Origin of the sequence: Methylobacterium sp. 22177, from assembly GCF_052045615.1 — a bacterium.
GTDB classification, from domain to species: Bacteria; Pseudomonadota; Alphaproteobacteria; order Rhizobiales; family Beijerinckiaceae; genus Methylobacterium; species Methylobacterium radiotolerans.
The window spans coordinates 65242-81271 of the sequence record NZ_JBQEPK010000023.1 but is presented as its reverse complement, the minus strand read 5'-3'; the positions used below and the strand labels follow the sequence as shown (position 1 = coordinate 81271).

At 73.9% G+C, this 16030-nt stretch carries 16 protein-coding genes; 2 read left to right on the top strand and 14 right to left on the bottom strand.

The window, feature by feature from the left end:
- Window positions 1–201 precede the first annotated feature (201 nt).
- Window positions 202–897, top strand: coding sequence for a DUF4142 domain-containing protein (locus tag ACTJK8_RS20120; RefSeq protein ID WP_440762413.1), 696 nt, complete (start codon window positions 202–204; stop codon window positions 895–897).
- 227 nt (window positions 898–1124) lie between these two features.
- Here ACTJK8_RS20120 and ACTJK8_RS20115 read toward each other — a convergent pair whose 3' ends face one another.
- Window positions 1125–1331 (bottom strand): hypothetical protein, encoded by a 207-nt coding sequence (locus ACTJK8_RS20115; RefSeq protein ID WP_012318296.1) that lies wholly within the window; start codon window positions 1329–1331, stop codon window positions 1125–1127.
- Between the two features lie 241 nt (window positions 1332–1572).
- On the opposite strand from ACTJK8_RS20115, the gene ACTJK8_RS20110 reads away from it, so the two are divergent.
- Window positions 1573–1794, top strand: a complete 222-nt coding sequence (locus ACTJK8_RS20110; RefSeq protein ID WP_012318297.1) for a DUF6894 family protein — start codon at window positions 1573–1575, stop codon at window positions 1792–1794.
- A gap of 251 nt (window positions 1795–2045) precedes the next feature.
- Here the strand turns inward: ACTJK8_RS20110 and ACTJK8_RS20105 are convergent, their stop codons facing one another.
- The 13 genes from ACTJK8_RS20105 to ACTJK8_RS20045 all read right to left on the bottom strand — a co-directional run bounded on the left by ACTJK8_RS20105 (window position 2046) and on the right by ACTJK8_RS20045 (window position 16001).
- Window positions 2046–2957 carry a beta-xylosidase gene (locus tag ACTJK8_RS20105; protein WP_024830626.1) on the bottom strand — a complete coding sequence of 304 codons (912 nt, stop codon included), beginning with the start codon at window positions 2955–2957 and terminating at the stop codon, window positions 2046–2048.
- Entirely contained in the window at window positions 2954–3727 is a 774-nt protein-coding gene (locus tag ACTJK8_RS20100; protein WP_012318299.1) for a TIGR04290 family methyltransferase, read from the bottom strand. The genes ACTJK8_RS20105 and ACTJK8_RS20100 overlap by 4 nt, the downstream gene beginning before the upstream one ends.
- Window positions 3724–4326, bottom strand: a complete 603-nt coding sequence (locus ACTJK8_RS20095; protein ID WP_024830625.1) for a histidine phosphatase family protein — start codon at window positions 4324–4326, stop codon at window positions 3724–3726. Before ACTJK8_RS20095 ends, ACTJK8_RS20100 begins: the two co-directional genes overlap by 4 nt.
- 109 nt (window positions 4327–4435) lie before the next feature.
- Complete coding sequence (locus ACTJK8_RS20090; RefSeq protein WP_012318301.1) at window positions 4436–5518, bottom strand: inositol-3-phosphate synthase; 1083 nt, start codon at window positions 5516–5518, stop codon at window positions 4436–4438.
- 27 nt (window positions 5519–5545) lie between these two features.
- Window positions 5546–6553: a UDP-glucuronic acid decarboxylase family protein gene (locus ACTJK8_RS20085; RefSeq protein ID WP_012318302.1), complete on the bottom strand. Its 1008-nt coding sequence runs from the start codon at window positions 6551–6553 to the stop codon at window positions 5546–5548.
- Between the two features lie 15 nt (window positions 6554–6568).
- Entirely contained in the window at window positions 6569–7678 is a 1110-nt protein-coding gene (locus ACTJK8_RS20080; RefSeq protein ID WP_440762423.1) for a CgeB family protein, read from the bottom strand.
- Window positions 7679–7689: 11 nt separating this feature from the next.
- Window positions 7690–8793 (bottom strand): CgeB family protein, encoded by a 1104-nt coding sequence (locus tag ACTJK8_RS20075; RefSeq protein WP_440762412.1) that lies wholly within the window; start codon window positions 8791–8793, stop codon window positions 7690–7692.
- Complete coding sequence (locus ACTJK8_RS20070; protein ID WP_024830620.1) at window positions 8790–10109, bottom strand: CgeB family protein; 1320 nt, start codon at window positions 10107–10109, stop codon at window positions 8790–8792. The genes ACTJK8_RS20075 and ACTJK8_RS20070 overlap by 4 nt, the downstream gene beginning before the upstream one ends.
- The gene (locus ACTJK8_RS20065; protein WP_440762411.1) at window positions 10106–11239 is read right to left on the bottom strand and encodes a glycosyltransferase family 4 protein; all 1134 of its coding nucleotides are present in this window, start codon (window positions 11237–11239) and stop codon (window positions 10106–10108) included. Before ACTJK8_RS20065 ends, ACTJK8_RS20070 begins: the two co-directional genes overlap by 4 nt.
- Entirely contained in the window at window positions 11224–12531 is a 1308-nt protein-coding gene (locus ACTJK8_RS20060) for a TIGR04295 family B12-binding domain-containing radical SAM protein (RefSeq protein ID WP_440762410.1), read from the bottom strand. The genes ACTJK8_RS20065 and ACTJK8_RS20060 overlap by 16 nt, the downstream gene beginning before the upstream one ends.
- Complete coding sequence (locus ACTJK8_RS20055) at window positions 12528–13592, bottom strand: SDR family NAD(P)-dependent oxidoreductase (RefSeq protein ID WP_012318308.1); 1065 nt, start codon at window positions 13590–13592, stop codon at window positions 12528–12530. Before ACTJK8_RS20055 ends, ACTJK8_RS20060 begins: the two co-directional genes overlap by 4 nt.
- Window positions 13589–14701, bottom strand: a complete 1113-nt coding sequence (locus ACTJK8_RS20050; RefSeq protein ID WP_059409718.1) for an NAD-dependent epimerase/dehydratase family protein — start codon at window positions 14699–14701, stop codon at window positions 13589–13591. Before ACTJK8_RS20050 ends, ACTJK8_RS20055 begins: the two co-directional genes overlap by 4 nt.
- Before the next feature lie 436 nt (window positions 14702–15137).
- Window positions 15138–16001 carry an SMP-30/gluconolactonase/LRE family protein gene (locus ACTJK8_RS20045; protein WP_127991271.1) on the bottom strand — a complete coding sequence of 288 codons (864 nt, stop codon included), beginning with the start codon at window positions 15999–16001 and terminating at the stop codon, window positions 15138–15140.
- Between the last annotated feature and the right edge of the window lie 29 nt (window positions 16002–16030).

Sequence of the window (16030 nt, the reverse complement as noted above, 5' to 3'; positions counted from 1 at the left end):
GAACCCGCGCAAGACCGGTCATTCGCGCGCGAATTCCGGTCCATCCAGCGGGTTCTCGGGTGCCCCTGTCACGCTCTGCGGCAGGGGCGCCGGGCAGGAACCTTGTCCGCCCTGTGCGGTTCGCCGGGCAGCACCTCAAGCGATGATCGGGGCGTCGGGTGCCTCACTCAATCCGGAAGCCACTCCATGATGCACCGTCGCATGCACCGACGCGGTCTGCTCACCACGATGCTGGGCGCCACCGCGGCCCTGGCGGTCACGCGCACCGCCCTCGCGCAGGTCACGCCGGCCGGCGCGATCCCGACCGGCGCCTATCTCCAGATGGCCACCAGCGGCGGCCTGTTCCTGGAGAACACCGCCCGCGACGCCCACGCGAAGACCGCCAATCCCGGCGTCAAGAAGTTCGCCCGCGCCGAGGTGGTCGAGCAGGTGAACCTCGCCCGCAAGATCAGCGCCTACACGGGCGGCGCCCCGATGCCCGGCCCGGCCGCGGCGGCGGGCCCGGGCGGCCTGATCGGCGGCCTCGTCGCGGCGCCGGTGGCGGTGGCCGGCACCGCCGTGAACGCGGCGGGCAGTGTCGTGGGCGGCGTCGCGGGCGGCGTCGCGGGCGGCGTACTCGGCGGCCCGGCCCCGGCCCAGGGCATGACCACCGACGCGCAGAAGGCGCAGATCCTGGCGCAGCTCAGCGCCATGCCGCCGGGGCCGCAATACGACGCCACCTTCGTGAACGCCTCGCTCCAGGGCCATCAGGAGGCGCTGGGCATCCACGGCGCCTACGCCCAGTCGGGGGAGGATCCCGGCCTGCGCGCGATCGCCCGCGGCGCCCTGCCGCTGATCAACCTCCACATCGCCCGACTCAGCCGGATGCAGGCGATGATGGGCGGTCAGGCGGGCTGAGCCGCCGGACGACGGAGCCGCTCCGCCGCGCGGCGGAGCGGCGTCCCTGAGGTCTCCCACCGGCCTCGAACAGGCCCCGTCAGCCGGCCCGCTCGCGCAGGCGCTGCACCCATCTGAGCAGCACGCCGCGGATATGGGATCGAAGCTGGGTGTTCTCTGCCATGGGACGCCGTTCGAAGCGCCGGACTGCGGCGCCTCAAGAAACACATCCCTTGGACGGACCGTTGCTACGTAAAAAGCGGGATCGACGCCGCGGCCGCGCCGCAGAACCACCCTCCAAGGACGTAGCCCGTCGCGCGGATCGACGACGCCCCGCTCCCCGTATGATGGGACCGGATCGTCGACAGAACGTTCCTGATGTGCGCGCGCAGCTTGTCCTTGCGGAGCGCCGCCGTCACGGCGCTCGGGTTGGGCGGGTTGGCGGAGGTCGACATGTCACGGAGCCCCGACTCAGGCGCGCCACCGCACCGGGCCGTCGGACGACGGCGGGGGGACGCCGCGGATTCTTATAATTGATAATCTGAGCGGAATCTCGGCCGGATCGCGTAGAACCGGGCACACTCCATGTTTTAGATGCGTTAAGGTTTATCCAACCGAAGACCTTTCCCAGTCGTGTTCCGCACTACGTAGAGATATCCGGACGACCGCCGCGGGGCGGCAGCAGGGGGGAGGGCGGTGTCCGAGCGCTTCTACTTCGACCTCGAGAGCGGCGAGGAGACGATCCGGGACGACGACGGCGTGGAGGTCGGCAGCCTGGACGAGGCCATGGCCGAGGCGCGCAGCGTCATCGCCGAGATGGCCGACGAGGTCTGCACGGCCGATCCCGACCGGTCCTGGAGCTTGGTCGTGCGCGACGCCGCCGGGTACGCCCGCCACCGGCTGCCGATCCGGCGGTAGCGCGGGTCCAGGACGCGCGGCGGGGCGCCGGTCGGCGCCCGACAAGAAGCCCGCCGCGGCCTGGCCGGGCGGGCTTTGAGGTGATCTCGTCTCGGAGACGGTGCGACCGTAGACCCGGGACGGGGCACCCGCATCCCCCATCCGGATGAGGCCGGCGCACGTTCCAGCGGCTGCCGGCCCGCGGCTGCCGGCCCGCGGCTGCTGGCCCGCGCCTGCTTTCCCGCGATGGCCCGGCCGGCGGGCCGCGCGCTCTACCAGGTCGTGCCCGGCAGGGGCCCGGGGGCGTAGCGGCGGACCATGGCGGCGCAGAACTCCGCGAACTCGGCGCGGACCAGCGGCGCGCTGGTGTGATGGGGCGAGATCCCCCGATGCTCCGGGGTGAAGCAGAAGGTGACGGTGACGTCGAAATCCTGCAGCGCCGTCATCTGCCGGTCGAACCAGTCCAGCGCCCCGGGCCGGAAGCTGTCGGCCCAGGACAGGCCGGTGCGCAGGTAGCGCACGCCGAGCCGCTTCATCCACGCGACGGCCTCGTCGAGCCGGTGGTCCTCGAAGTGGAACCACTGGCACAGGCCGATCTCCGGCGTGTGGCGGGCGAAGCTCTCCAGGGCGATCTTCGGGGTGCCGTCCTGCCGGAGCAGGCCCATGTGGAAGTGCCGGTAATAGGACGAGCCCTCGGCCTCCTTGTGGCGGGTGGTGGCCTCCCATTCCCGCGGCAGGTCGTAGAGGCTGTACCAGTGGATCCGCGGCGCCCGGCCGGAGAGCAGCTCGAGGGTCCGGCGCAGGCCCCAATCCTGCACCTCCTCGGCGCCGAAGGTCGAGACGCCGACCTCCGAGACCCAGATCGGCAGGTCGGTGACCGCGCGGATCTCCTCCAGCTTGGCCGGCCAGTCGTGGATCGACCACAGGTTCCAGTCGAGGGGGAAGCCGTGCACCGCCACGGCGTCGACGGCGTCGAGGACGCCGCGCCCCTCCATGTTGCGGATGAAGACCGGGTCGATCGGCGAGATGCCGCCGAGGACGCGCGTCAGGTTCGGGTTCGCCGCCCGGACCGCGTGCCCCGCCTCCTTGGCCATCTCGGCGAAGAGCAGCCAGTCGGGGTCGATCTCGGGATCCCAGTGCGACTTGTTGTTGGGCTCGTTCCAGAGCATCACCGAGTCGATCATCGCGTTCCCCCGCGTCCGTGAGCCTCCGCCCGCGCGGGATATTCGGCCCCCACCCCGTAGGGGACCGGCGCGGTGCGGCAGAGGTAGACCTCCGCCTCGGGCTGGGCCTCGATGGCGAAGCCGCTCGCCCGCAGCATCGCCTCGATGCCGGCGCGGTTGGGGATCCACCAGTTCGTCCAGTCATGCGCGTAGGCGCGCTCGACGAAGTGCATCCGCGGGTAACCGGGCCGCTCGAACTGGTCCATGTCCCAGAACTCGTAATCCTCGGCGACCGGCTCGACCGCCCGGCTGCCGCGCAGCATCGACTGGAACACCAGGAGGTCGCCGGCCACGTGCTCGCGGATCAGGTCGAGGGCCAGCAGCGGGTGGCGCAGGTGGTAGAGCACGCCCATGAACAGCACGACGTCGAACCGCTCGCCGAGCGCGCCGACATCGTAGACCGAGAGGTTGCGGAACTCGATGTCGTGGCCGAGCCGGGCCGCGGCGAAGCGGGCCTGGGCGAGGTAGCGGTCATCGGAGTCGAGGCCGAGCACGCGGGCCGCGCCGCGCCGCTTCATCGCGATGGCGTAGAAGCCGCCGTTGCAGCCGATATCGAGGACGCTCTTGCCGGTCAGGTCGGCGGGCAGCGCGTCGGCGAAGCGCCGCCACTTCACGCCCGGATAGTCGCCGAGGAAATGGTCCGGGGCGGTCCAGACCCCGTCGCCGAGGTCGATGTTGTGGAACCAGGGGCCGAGGGCGTCGGCCTGCCGGCGCAGCTCTGCAGCCGTCATGGGGCGGTCCGTTCGTTGATCGACACCACCCGCCCGCCGCCGGGCCAGAGGGCGAGTTCGCTGCAGGAGGCCGGATCGACGACGATCCGGTCGTAGGCCTCGAGGCCGAGACCGAGGATCCCGAGGAGCGCGGACCGGATGACGTCGCCGTGGCTCACCAGGATGACGGGCGCGCCGTCCGCGGCGAAGCGGGCGAGGACCCGGCCGACGCGCGCTTGCGCCTCCGCCATGCTCTCGCCGCCCGGTGGGCGCGCCGTCGCGCGCTCCGCGTTCCAGGCGGCCCAGAGGGGATCGGCCGCGAGCTCGTCGAAGCCGCGGCCCGTCCAGGCGCCGGTCTCGATCTCGTCGAGGTCGGGCTCGGTCTCGACCGTGAGCCCGAGGGCCGCCCCGATCGGCGCGGCGGTCTCGGCGGTGCGGTCGCGCGGGCTCGCCAGCAGGGTGCCGGCGCCGCCCCCGGCGAGGCGGCGGGCGAGGGAGCGGGCGAGGACCTGGGTCTCGGCGCGGCCGGTCTCGCTCAGGGAGACGCCCGGCATGCGCCCGCACAGGATCCGCCCGAGCCGGTCGTGGCTGCCGTGGCGGACGAGGAAGACCTGCCTCATCCGGGGCTCCGGCCCGGCGCGGCGCCGCATGCGCGCCGCGCCTGCGCGCCTGTCCCACCCCCCGCCGCGGGGGCGGGCGAGGCGCGCGTCGGGTCTGGACCGCGCCCCATCACGCGCCCTCGCCCGCCGCGAAGCGCAGGGTCCGCTCGCGCGCCTCGGCGTCGGTGAACTGCCGGGGCGGGGACTTCATGAAGTAGCTCGACGGACCCTCGAGCGCCCCGCCGAGACCCCGGTCGAGGGCGAGGCGGGCGCAGCGCACCGCGTCGATCACGATCCCGGCGGAGTTCGGCGAATCCCACACCTCGAGCTTCAGCTCGATGTTGAGGGGCACGCCGCCGAAGGCCGTGCCCTCCAGGCGGATATGCGCCCATTTCCGGTCGGTCAGCCACGGCACGTGGTCGCTCGGGCCGACATGGATGTCGCCCGGCGCCAGGGCTCCGTCGAGCTGGCTCGTCACCGCCCGGGTCTTCGAGAGCTTCTTCGATTCCAGCCGCTCGCGCTCCAGCATGTTCAGGAAGTCGGCGTTGCCGCCGAAGTTGAGCTGGTAGGTCCGGTCCAGCCGGACGCCGCGTTCGCGCAGGAGATTGGCCAGCACCCGGTGCACGATGGTGGCGCCGACTTGGCTCTTGATGTCGTCCCCGACGATCGGCAGCCCCCGGGCGGCGAAGCGCTCCGCCCATTCCGGGTTCGACGCGATGAAGACCGGGATGCAGTTCACGAAGGCGCAGCCGGCCTGCAGGGCGCAGTCCGCGTAGAACTCCGTGGCCGCCTGCGAGCCCACCGGCAGGTAGGAGACCAGCACCTGCGTGCCGGTGCGCCGCAGCTCCGCGACCACGTCGGCCACCGGCTCGGGCGATTCCGCGACAACGCCCTCGAGGTAGCGGCCGATCCCGTCATGGGTCGGCCCGCGCCGCACCGTGACGCCGGTCTCCGGCACAGCGGCGAAGACCTGCGTGTTGTTGGGCGCGGCCAGGATCGCCGCGGCGAGGTCGCGCCCGACCTTGCCGGCGGCGACGTCGAAGGCGGCGACGACCGCGATGTCGCGCACCCGGTAGCCGCCGAGATCCGGCGACATCAGGCCGGGCACGGGCTCGCCGGGCGCCGCGTCGCGGTAATGGTGCAGTCCCTGCACGAAGGACGAGGCGCAGTTGCCGATCCCGACGAGGCCGACGCGGATGGGGGCGGCGGCCATCAGCGCCTCGGCCGCCCGGGGCGCGGCTCAGCCGGCGACAACGGCGCGCTCCTCGATGGCCGGACGAGCCCGGCGCGGGGCGATCTCGCGGGAGAACCACGCGATCGTCGCCTCCAGCCCCTCCTCCAGGGGCACCCGGGGCGACCAGCCGAGCAGGGTCTCGGCGCGGGTGATGTCCGGCCGGCGGCGCTGGGGATCGTCCACCGGCAGCGGCCGGCGCACGATCCGGGACGGGGTCTCGGTCATCCGCACCACGAGGTCGACCAGCGCGCCGACCGTCAGCTCGCGGGGGTTGCCGAGGTTGACCGGGCCGGCGAGGGGCGTCTCCGCGGCCATCAGCCGGAGGAGCCCGTCCACCAAGTCGCTGACGTAGCAGAAGGAGCGGGTCTGCTCGCCGTTGCCGTAGACCGTGATGTCGTCGCCCGCGAGGGCTTGGCAGATCACGTTGGAGACGACCCGGCCGTCGTCGGCGCGCATCCGCGGGCCGTAGGTGTTGAAGATCCGCGCGACGCGGATGTCGAGGCCGTGCTGGCGCTCGAAATCGAAGGTCAGGGTCTCGGCGGAGCGCTTGCCCTCGTCGTAGCAGGCCCGCGGCCCGGTCGGGTTGACGTTGCCCCAGTAGGATTCCTGCTGCGGGTGCCGCTCCGGATCGCCGTAGACCTCGCTGGTCGAGGCCTGGAGGAAGCGCGCCCCGGCGTCCCGGGCGACCTCCAGCAGCCGGCCGGTGCCCAGCACGCTGGTCATCATCGTGTGGACCGGGTCGGCCTGGTAGTGCGGCGGCGAGGCCGCGCAGGCGAGGTTGAACACCCAGTCGAACCGCGGCAGCGCCGGCAGCGGCTCCGTCACGTCCGCCTCGACGAAGTCGAACCGCGCCTCGTTGGCGAGATGGGCGAGATTCGCCCGCCGCCCGGTCAGCAGGCTGTCGACACAGGTGACGCGCGCCCCGTCGGCGAGGAGCGCGTCGATCAGATGCGAGCCGATGAACCCGGCGCCGCCGGCGACGAGGACTCGGATGCCGCTCCTGGTTCCCACCATCATTCTCCCGAGTGCCTAGTGACCGATGATCGCGAGATCGGGCGCGCCGGAGCGCGCGGATCCGGACCGCGCGCCCGCTTCGTCGAGGAAGCGTTCGAGTTCCTCGGCGCGGGCGGCGGCGGTGTGCCGCGCGAGGATCGCCGCGCGGGCGGCGGCGCCGAGGCTCCGCCGATCCGCCTCGGCGCGCCCGCGCAGGATGGCCAGGACGGCCTCCGGGCCGTCGGGGAGCAGGATCTCGCGCTCCGGGACGAGCAGGGTGTCGAGGCCGTCCCACCGGTCGGAGATCACCGGCGTGCCGCAGGCGCCCGCCTCGAACAGGCGCACGCTCGGGCTCCAGCCGGCCCGGACCATGTCGGCGCGGGTGACGTTCAGGGTGTAGCGGCTCGCCGCGTAGAAATCCGGGTGCCGGTCGGGCGGCAGGTGCTCGATCCGCTCCACGTTGGCGGGCCAGTCGATGCCGGCCGGGTACTGGGGGCCCGCCACCGCGAAGCGGAGATCGGGCGCGCGGCGGGCCGGCTCGATCAGCAGGCGCTCCAGCGTCGGCTGCCGGTCCGGGCTGTAGGTCCCGAGATACGAGAGGTCGTAGCGCGCCGGGCGGTCGAGGGCCGGGTAGGCGTCGGGGTCGACCGAGCAGTAGAGAGCCCTGGCGGCGGGCGCGCCGTAGGCCCGCTCCAGGCGCCGCAGGGTCGGGCCGCCCGTGAAGGACAGGTAGAGGTCGTAGTCCCGGATCTGCCCCGCCGCGAGGTAGGCGCAGGTGCCGGCCTCCAGGGCGGCCAGCGTCACCGGCGTGTCGATGTCGTAGAAGGCGCGGGTTCCCCGCGCCCAGTCGAGCACCCGGGCGCCCGCCGCGACGCCGTCGGGCACGTAGGAGCCGACGATCACGGCGTCCGCCGCCGCGATGGCGGCGCGGTGCGCGTCGAGCCCGTCGAAGTCGCCGTAGAGGGCGAGGTCGCAGAAATCGGGATCGGGCAGGTCGCGGTGCTGGGCGTACCAGGGCACGTCGCGCTCCAGGAACAGCACGTCGTGGCCGCGGCCCGCGAAGGCCTTGAGCAGGGCCCGGTAGGTGGTCGCGTGGCCGTTCCCCCAGGAGGAGGACAGGCTGAGCCCCAGGACGACGAGGCGCATCGGGGCCGCGCTCACGCGACGCTCCGCCGGTTCGCGTCCGCCTTGCGGGCCGCCTCCGCCCGCAGGATCGCGTCGACCTCGACGGCGCGGCGCGCGTAGGTGTGCTCGGCCGCGATGCGCCGGCGGGCGGCCTCGCCGATGGCGCGGGCCCGCTCCGGGGTGAGGGCGGCGACGTGGTCGGCGACGTCGCGCCCGTCCCGGGCGACCAGCACCTCGGTCCCCTCGTCGAGGAACAGGCCGAGGCCCTCCCAGGCGTCGGTGATCAGGCAGGCGCCGGCGCCGGCGGCCTCGAACACCCGGGTGGCCGGGGAGAAGCCGACTGCCGCCATGCTGTCGCGGGCGATGTTCAGGACGGCGAGCGGCGTCGTGTTGAAGGCGTTGTGCTCGCGCGTGTAGACGTGGCCGAGATGCCGGACGTTGAGCGGCAGGCCGCGGCTCTCCCAGCCGTTGCCGCCGATCAGGAAGCTCCGCTCCGGCAGGCGCGCCGCCGCCGCGAGGAAGAATTTTTCCACGCGGGCCTCGCGGTCCGGCAGGCGGTTGCCCAGGAAGGCGAGGTCGGCCGCGAAGCGCGGCTCCGGCGGCACCGGATAATGGGTGTCCGGGTCGAGCGCGTTGTAGATCGGGATGCAGGCCCGGGCGCCGAAGCCCTCGTAGGCCTCGACCACCGGCGGGCCGCCGCCGTAGGTGAGCACGAGGTCGAGATCGGGCAGGGCGCGGCGGAGCGCGTGGTCGGCGTCGGCGCGCATCTCGGCGAGCGTCGCCGGGGCGTCGACGTCCCAGAAGATCCGCACCGCCTCCGGGCGGGATGCCGCGATGACGCCGTGGAGCAGCTCGTCGTCGAACACGCCGACGCCGCTCGCCTTCACGACCACGTCGGCCTGCGCCGCCTCGGCGATGACCGCGCGCGCCGCCTCGATCGTCGCCGGGTAGACCGTCACGGACGCGTAGGGCGGGGGCTCGATGTCCCGGTGCTGCTGCCGGTCGAAGGCGTCGGGCTCGTAGAAGGTGATCGTGTGGCCGTGCCGCGCCAGGGCGGCGAGCATACCCCGGTAATAGGTGGCGGCGCCGTTCCAGTAGGACGACAGCAGGGAGGAGCCGTAGAAGGCGATTCTCACGCGGTGGCCTCCAGGGTGGCGGGCGCCCGCAGGCTCGCGGCGATGGACAGGAGTTCCTCGGCGCGGTGCGCGCAGGTGTGGCGCGCCCGGATCGTGGCGAGGCCGGAGGCCGCGAGCGCCTGCCGGAGACCGGCATCCGACCGCAGGGCGCGCAGGTGACCCTCCATCTCGGCGCCGGTGCGGGCGACGAGGTAGTCCCGGCCCGGCCGGAACAGGCCCTCCGCGTCGTCCCACGGCGCGCAGACCAGGGGGATGCCGCAGGCGAGCGCCTCGAACACCCGGATCGTCGGGATGCCCGGCAGGCGCTCCACGTAGAAGCGCCGGGGCACGTGCACGGTGGCGAGATGGCGGGCGAACAGGCCCGGCGCGGCGGCGTTCGCCGCCCATCCGTGATAGCGGGCACCGTAGCGCCGGAGCGTCGCGAGCGCCGCCTCGGGATAGCGCACGCCGTAGATGTCCAGCGGCAGGCCGACCTGCGCGGCGGGGCGGAACAGGTAGGTCTCCAGCTCCGCGCTGCGCTCGTCGTCGCCCCAGTTGCCGATCCAGATCAGGCCGGCGCGGGCGCTCTCCCGACCATCCGGATCGGACGCGACGGGCGCCCTCTCCCGTGCGGGAGAGGGTTGGGGTGAGGGTGGCGAACCCTCCGGATGAGGCGCGCCAGCGACGCGCGGGAACGGCGCGCCGCGTCCGGATGGACCTGATCCCTCACCCTGTCCCTCTCCCGAACGGGAGAGGGGACCCGCGCCAGATCCGGCGCCGTCGAGATCCGGCAGTTCGCGCGCAGGCGGGTGGAACAGCCGCGTGTCGGCCGCCTCGTGCCAGACGAAGACCCGGCGGCCCCAGCCTCGCGCCCGGTAGACGGCGGCCAGGGTCTCTCCGAAGGCGAGCACGCCGTCGTAGCCGGACAGGTCGAAGCGCTCCATCTCGGCCGGGGCACTCACCGCCCGGTGATGGGTGTCGTGGAACAGGAGCGTGTAGCGCGCGCCGCGGCGCCGGGCGGCGCCCAGCGCCGCCACCAGGGCCGGCTCGCTCCACTCGTGGACCACCACGAGGTCGCTGTCGGACACGCGCTCGACCACCGCGTCGATGGCGGCGTAGCGGTCGGAGGCCAGCTCCGGATAGGCCGCCCGGTAGGCGTCGAGGCCGGCCGCGCCGTGGTCGCGCAGGAGGTTCTCGAGGCTCCAGGCGCCCTCCGGCTCGTGGGCCCTGACGCTGTGGCCGCGCGCCCTCAGTTCGCGCAGGACGCCGCGCAGGAAATGCGCGTTGCCGTGGTTCCAGCACGAGGCCAGGGAGTGGGTGAAGTAGGCGATCCTCATGCGGCGGCTCCGCCGAGCCGGGCGGGCGCCCCGTCGAGGAGGCCGCGCAGCACCCCGAGCACGCCCTCGGTCATCGCCTCGACCCCGTAGCGGGCGGCGCGATCGGCCGCGGCCGCCCCGGCGGCGGCGCGCCGGGCTGGATCGTCCAGGAGGTCCCGCACGGCCTGCGCGGCGGCCCCGTCGTCGTCCGCGCCCACGAAGGCGGCAACGCCGTCCCACAGCTCGCGGAAGCCCGGCATGTCGGACAACACGAGGGCGCAGCCCGAAGCGGCCGCTTCCAGCACGGCGAGGCCGAACGGCTCGTAGCGGGCGAGGGACACGAAGACCGGGCGGCCGGCGAGCTCCGCGGCGATGCCCGCATCGTCGAGCCGCCCGAGGCGCTGCAGGTGGCGCGTCTCGACCCGCGCGCCGTTCGGCCCGTCGACGGAGCCGGCGGCGCGCAGCGGCACCGGCAGGCGGGCGGCGAGGCGGTCCAGGGCGGCGGCATTCTTCGCCCGGTCCCAGAGCCGCCCGGCCGTGAAGACGAAGGGCGCGGCGGCCCGGGGCTGCGCGCCGCTCGGCGCGCGCCCGTTGCGGACCACGACGGGCGGTTGCGGGAGGCCGCAGACCCGGGCGGTCGCCAGCGCGTGCGCCCGGGTGGGGGCGAGGAGGGCGTCGGCGGCGCGGCAGCCCCGCGCGGTGAGGTCGTGGCGCCACGCGAGGTCGGCCGGGAGCGGCCCGGTCTCGACCGCGTCCCACCACGTCGCCACGCAGGAATGGCATACGGCCGCCACCGGCACGGGGAAGTCGGCGAGCGCCATGGCGGGGCTGTGCAGGTGGACGAGATCGGCGCGCAGGGTCCGGGCGAGCCCGGCCAGCGCCCGCGCGGCGCCCAGCACGGCGTCGGGCGTCGCGGCGGTCCAGTCCAGGGGCAGCCCGGTGGCGCGGATGCGCGCGCCCGTGGCGGCCTCGGCCGCCGCGATCCGCGCCTCGGAGGGGGCCGGGCCCAGGACCGCGACGGTCACGGCGAGGCCCCGCCGGACCAGGCCGGCCGCGAGGTCGAGGCTGTACTGCCAGACGCCGCCCACCGCGTCCGCGCTCATCAGGACGTGCGGCGCCGCTGCCGGGGAGGGGCTCAGCAGCACCCGCATGCGGCCTCCAGCTCGGACAGCGGCAGGGGACGCTCGTCCTGGATCTCGCTGAACTGCGTGAACTGGCCGAGATAGTGCGCGTGCGCCCGCTCCCAGGCCCGGTCGTCCGGCTCGCCCCAGAGGCGCCGGTAATCGGGGGAGCTCGGATACGGGTAGAGCGGGACGGGATCGTTCGCCCAGACCCCCTGGCCGCGCAGGCGGTCGCGCCACGTCGCCACGAGATCGGGATCGTCGCCCGCCACGGCGATGAGGTTCGCCTGCACGAACGGCACCGTGCGGCGGGCGTGGATCAGGCGCTCGGCGAGATCGTCGGTCGAGGCGCGGCAGCGCTTGTCGAGGGCGGCGCGGCCTTCCTCCGTCAGGCTCTCGATCCCGGCCTCGATGGAGACGCAGCCCGCCGCCCCGAGGAGGTCGAGCAGGTCGGGCTTCCACAGGTCGATCCGGGTCTGGATCCCGAAGCGGATGTTCCGCGTGACCAGCGCCTCCAGAAGCGGCTTCTGCGGCAGGAAGATCTCGTCGACGAAGTAGACGTAGGTGACGCCCTGCGCGATCAGCCCGTCGATCTCGTCGAGGACGATCCCGAGATCCCGGCGCCGGTAGGCGTCGCGGAAGTCGATCTTGGCGCAGAACGAGCAGGTGTAGGGACAGCCGCGCGAGGCCTCGACCTCGGCGCCAGGGCCGTCCGGCGCGGCGTCGAACCGGTGGTGGTGGTGCCGGTGCCGGGCGATCCAGTGATCCGGCCAGCGCAGGGCCGGCAGGTCGGTGAAGCGGCCGGCCTGGGGCGGGCCGGTCACCGCGACCGCCTCACCGTCGCGGACCGCGAGGCCGGGCACGGCCCGCAGGGTTTCCAGGCGCAGGTCGGGCAGGCCGGCGAGCCGGGCGACGACCTCCTCGCACTCGCCGCGCACGACGATGTCGCAGCCGAGCTTGTCGAGCGCCGGACGCGGCGTCGCGGAGCCGTGGGGGCCGACCGCGACGGTGGTGCCGCCCCGGCCCGCCAGGGTGTCGAGGAACAGGCGGGGCACCCGCAGCTCCGGCGGGGCGCAGCGCCAGAACAGGTAGGTGGGGGCGGTCGCCACCACGGTCATGGCGGGGGCGAAGGCCGCGACGCGGTCGGCGGCGGCCTCGGCGGTCAGGCCCTCGAGATGCGCGTCCACGAGCAGCGTCTCGTGGCCGGAGGCCGCCAGCAGCGCGGCGGAGTAGCCGAGTTCGAGCGGCAGGTGCGGCTCGCGGCAGCCGAAATAGATGCTGTTGCGGTAGTCCCAGGGCGGGTTGACCAGCGCGACTCTCATGCGGCCGCCCCCGCGATCGGTGCCGCGCCATCCGACGACGCGCGCGCGGCGGCGAGCCAGCCGGCGAGGTCGGCGACGCCGTCGCGCCAGCCCGTGAAGGGGGCGAGGCCGAGCCGCGCGACGGCCCGGCGCGTGTCCGAGACGTAGTAGCGCTGATCGCCCGGGCGCCACGCCTGGAAGCTGCGCGATACCGGGCGCCCCAGCAGGGTGCCGACATGGTCGAGGAGCTGCAGCAGGCTCACGGCGTTGCCGGGGCCGCCGCCGACGTTGAAGGCGTGGCCCGCCGCGTCGTCGATGCGGGCGAGCGCCGCCCGGTAGACCGCCACCACGTCGCGCACGTGCAGGATGTCGCGCACCTGCCGTCCGTCGCCGTAGAGCGTGACCGCCTCGCCGGCGAGCGCCCGGATCAGGAAGTGGGCGACCCAGCCCTGGTCCTCGTTGCCCATCTGGCGTGGACCGTAGATGCAGCTCATCCGCATCACCGCCGCCGGGACGCCGAAGCTGCGGGCGTAGTCGAGGACGTACTGGTCCGCCGCTCCCTTGGAGCAGCCGTAGGGCGTGTGGAAGTCGAGGGGCCGGGTCTCGCCGATGCCGCGCCGGCGCAGGTCCGGATCGGCCGGCAGATAGGCGTCGCCGACCGCCTCCAGGGCGATGTCGGGCAGGTCGCCGTAGACCTTGTTGGTCGAGGCGTAGAGGAGCGGCACCGGCCGCGCCTGCGCCCGCAGGGCCTCCAGCAGGTTCACGGTGCCGAGGAGGTTGATCTCCATGTCGGCCCGCGGCGCGACGAGGCTCGTCGTCACCGCCACCTGGGCGGCGAAGTGGAACACCGCGCCGGCCTCCGCCACCGCGCGGCCGAGCTCCTGGATGTCGCGGATGTCGGCGACGATCGGGATGATCCGGGCGCCGTGGCGCTGCCGCAGCCACGCGAGGTTGGCCTCGACGCCGGGGCGCGAGAGGATGTCGTAGACGATCACCGCGTGGCCGTCGGCCGCGAGGCTGTCGGACAGGTTGGCACCGATGAACCCGGCGCCCCCGGTGACGAGGATCGGCCGGCCGCTCACGCGACGAGACCGCGCGCTTCGAGTTCGCGCCGCGCCTCGGCGACGCGGTCGACGGCCTGCTGCTCGGCCACCCAGGCGGCGAGTTCGGCGAGCCCCTCGGCGAAATCGCGGCGCGGCGCGTAGCCGAGCTCCCGCTGGATCTTGCCGATATCGGCGATGCAGTGGCGGATGTCGCCGAGCCGCGCCTGACCGGTCACCTCCGGCCCGATCTCCTCGCGGCCCATCGCGCGGGCGAGCAGGCGGGCGACCTCGCTGACCGTGCGGTCCTGGCCGCTGCCGACGTTGTAGACCTGACCGGCGGCGGCCGGGTGCTCCAGGGCCAGCGCGAAGGCCTGCGCGACGTCCTCGACGTGGACGAAGTCGCGCCGCTGCGCGCCGTCCTCGAAGATCATCGGCGGCTGGCCGTTGTGGAGCCGCGCCGCGAAGATCGCCAGCACGCCGGTATAGGGGTTCGAGAGCGCCTGGCCCGGCCCGTAGGCGTTCCACAGGCGGAGCGCCACGCCCTCCATCCCGTAGGCGGGGGCGAGGGTGAGCGTCAGGCGCTCCTGCATGTACTTGGTCAGGGCGTAGACGGAGGCGAGGGCCGGGCGCTTCGTCTCGGGCGTCGGGATCGGCCGCATGGGCTGCCCGTGCCCGTCGAGGGGGTCCCAGGGCTCCCCGGGCCGGCGCGGGCGGCGCACCACCTCCTCGGCGGTCGACCCGTCGGAGGTGCGGTACAGCCCCTCGCCGTAGATGCTCATCGAGGAGGCGACGACCACGCGCCTCACCGGGGCGTCGATGAGCTGCTGGAACAGCACCGCCGTGCCGCAATCGTTGACCGAGACGTAGCGCTCGACCGCGTACATGCTCTGGCCGACGCCGACCTCGGCGGCGAGGTGCACGACCCGGTCGATGCCCGACAGGGCGCGCGCCACGGCCGCACCGTCGCGGACGTCGCCCGCCTGGAACTCGACGTCCGACGGCAGCGCCTCGGCGCCGCTCTCGCCGCCGTGGACCTGCTCGATCAGACTGTCGAGCACCCGCACGCGGTAGCCGCGGCGCAGCAATTCGGCGGCGAGATGGCGACCGATGAAGCCGGCGCCACCGGTAATGAGCACAGATTCCGGCACGAGGCGTGGAAACTCCCCTGCGAGGACTTAAAGCTATGTAGATCGGGAATCCCGTCTCGATGAAATAACTCAGGTTAAGAGCCGGATTTCTGCGCCGAAAAGCGGGACTATAACGGCGGAGACGAAAAGATACGGCCGCTTACTTATCGACAACAACGGATCATCGGGCGGCAGTCGATCCGCGACCGCCGCCAGTATGCGCGGCCCCGGGGGCGACGATCAGCGCCCTATTTCGCCAGCAAACCCGCGCCGGCTGTACTGGCGGGGCCTCGCCGGCACCGTGCGGGCACATGGCGCGGCGGTCCCGTCGCGGGATCCGCGGGGCCCGTTGCCACGCGCAGGCCCCGGCTTCCCGCTCCCCGGCCGCCAGGGAACCGGCCCGGCGGGGGCGGGGGAAGATCGCCGCAGGGGATCGTTGTCCTAGGCGCGGGGTCCGTCAGCCCCCGAAGGCGCGGGGCGGCAGGCCGGCGACGCCGACGTCGAGCTCGAACAGCGCGCCGGCCTCCGGCACGTGCTCGGCCCCCCGCGCCGCCGAGGTGACGAACAGCCGGTCGAGGCCGGGGCCCGCGAAGGCGCAGCTGGTGATGTTGGGGGCGGGCAGGGGGATCGCGCGCACGAGGCGCCCCTCGGGATCGAAGCGGCTGAGCCGGCCGCCGCCCCAGTGGGCGATCCACAGGCAGCCCTCGGCATCCGTGGTCATGCCGTCGGGCCAGCCCCAGGCGTCGGGGAAGCGCAGGAAGGGCCGCTTGCCCGTCAGCGCGCCGTCGGCGGCGAGGTCGAAGGCGTAGACCGTCCGGGCGGCGCTGTCGCTGTGATAGAGGATCCGGCCGTCGCGGCTGAAGGTCGGCCCGTTGGCGACGCCGTAGCTGGTGTCCATCCGCCGCCACGTCAGGTCCGGATCGAGCCGGTGCAGGGAGCCCGACACCGCGGTCTCGGCCTGGTGCATGCTCCCGGCCCAGATCCGGCCGGCGCCGTCGACCTTGGCGTCGTTCAGGCGGTTGTCTGGGTCGTCGGGCTCGGGGTCGCCGATCGGCACGAGGCGACCGGCCTCCAGGTCGTAGGTCGCGAAGCCGCTCTTCAGCCCGACGATGAAGTCGCGCCGGCCGGCGCGGGGGATGATCCAGCCGAGCGGTTCGGGGAACGGGCGCGTGCCGGTCGCGCCGTCGGCGAGGTCGAGCCAGTTCAGGGCCGGCGCCTCGATATCGACCCAGAACAGCACGCCCCGCTCCGGAACCCAGACCGGGCCCTCGCCGAGCCGGTCGCGCCGGGACCGAGCGAGGATGCGGATCCGCGGGTCCATGGCCGTGCCCTCCCCCCTCCGGCGGACGC

Coding starts and splice junctions, on each gene's coding strand:
- ACTJK8_RS20120 (WP_440762413.1), top strand. CDS start 202: ATGCACCGACGCGGTCTGCTCACCACGATGCTGGGCGCCACCGCGGCC.
- ACTJK8_RS20115 (WP_012318296.1), bottom strand. CDS start 1,331: ATGTCGACCTCCGCCAACCCGCCCAACCCGAGCGCCGTGACGGCGGCG.
- ACTJK8_RS20105 (WP_024830626.1), bottom strand. CDS start 2,957: ATGATCGACTCGGTGATGCTCTGGAACGAGCCCAACAACAAGTCGCAC.
- ACTJK8_RS20100 (WP_012318299.1), bottom strand. CDS start 3,727: ATGACGGCTGCAGAGCTGCGCCGGCAGGCCGACGCCCTCGGCCCCTGG.
- ACTJK8_RS20095 (WP_024830625.1), bottom strand. CDS start 4,326: ATGAGGCAGGTCTTCCTCGTCCGCCACGGCAGCCACGACCGGCTCGGG.
- ACTJK8_RS20090 (WP_012318301.1), bottom strand. CDS start 5,518: ATGGCCGCCGCCCCCATCCGCGTCGGCCTCGTCGGGATCGGCAACTGC.
- ACTJK8_RS20085 (WP_012318302.1), bottom strand. CDS start 6,553: ATGGTGGGAACCAGGAGCGGCATCCGAGTCCTCGTCGCCGGCGGCGCC.
- ACTJK8_RS20080 (WP_440762423.1), bottom strand. CDS start 7,678: ATGCGCCTCGTCGTCCTGGGGCTCAGCCTGTCCTCCTCCTGGGGGAAC.
- ACTJK8_RS20070 (WP_024830620.1), bottom strand. CDS start 10,109: ATGAGGATCGCCTACTTCACCCACTCCCTGGCCTCGTGCTGGAACCAC.
- ACTJK8_RS20065 (WP_440762411.1), bottom strand. CDS start 11,239: ATGCGGGTGCTGCTGAGCCCCTCCCCGGCAGCGGCGCCGCACGTCCTG.
- ACTJK8_RS20060 (WP_440762410.1), bottom strand. CDS start 12,531: ATGAGAGTCGCGCTGGTCAACCCGCCCTGGGACTACCGCAACAGCATC.
- ACTJK8_RS20045 (WP_127991271.1), bottom strand. CDS start 16,001: ATGGACCCGCGGATCCGCATCCTCGCTCGGTCCCGGCGCGACCGGCTC.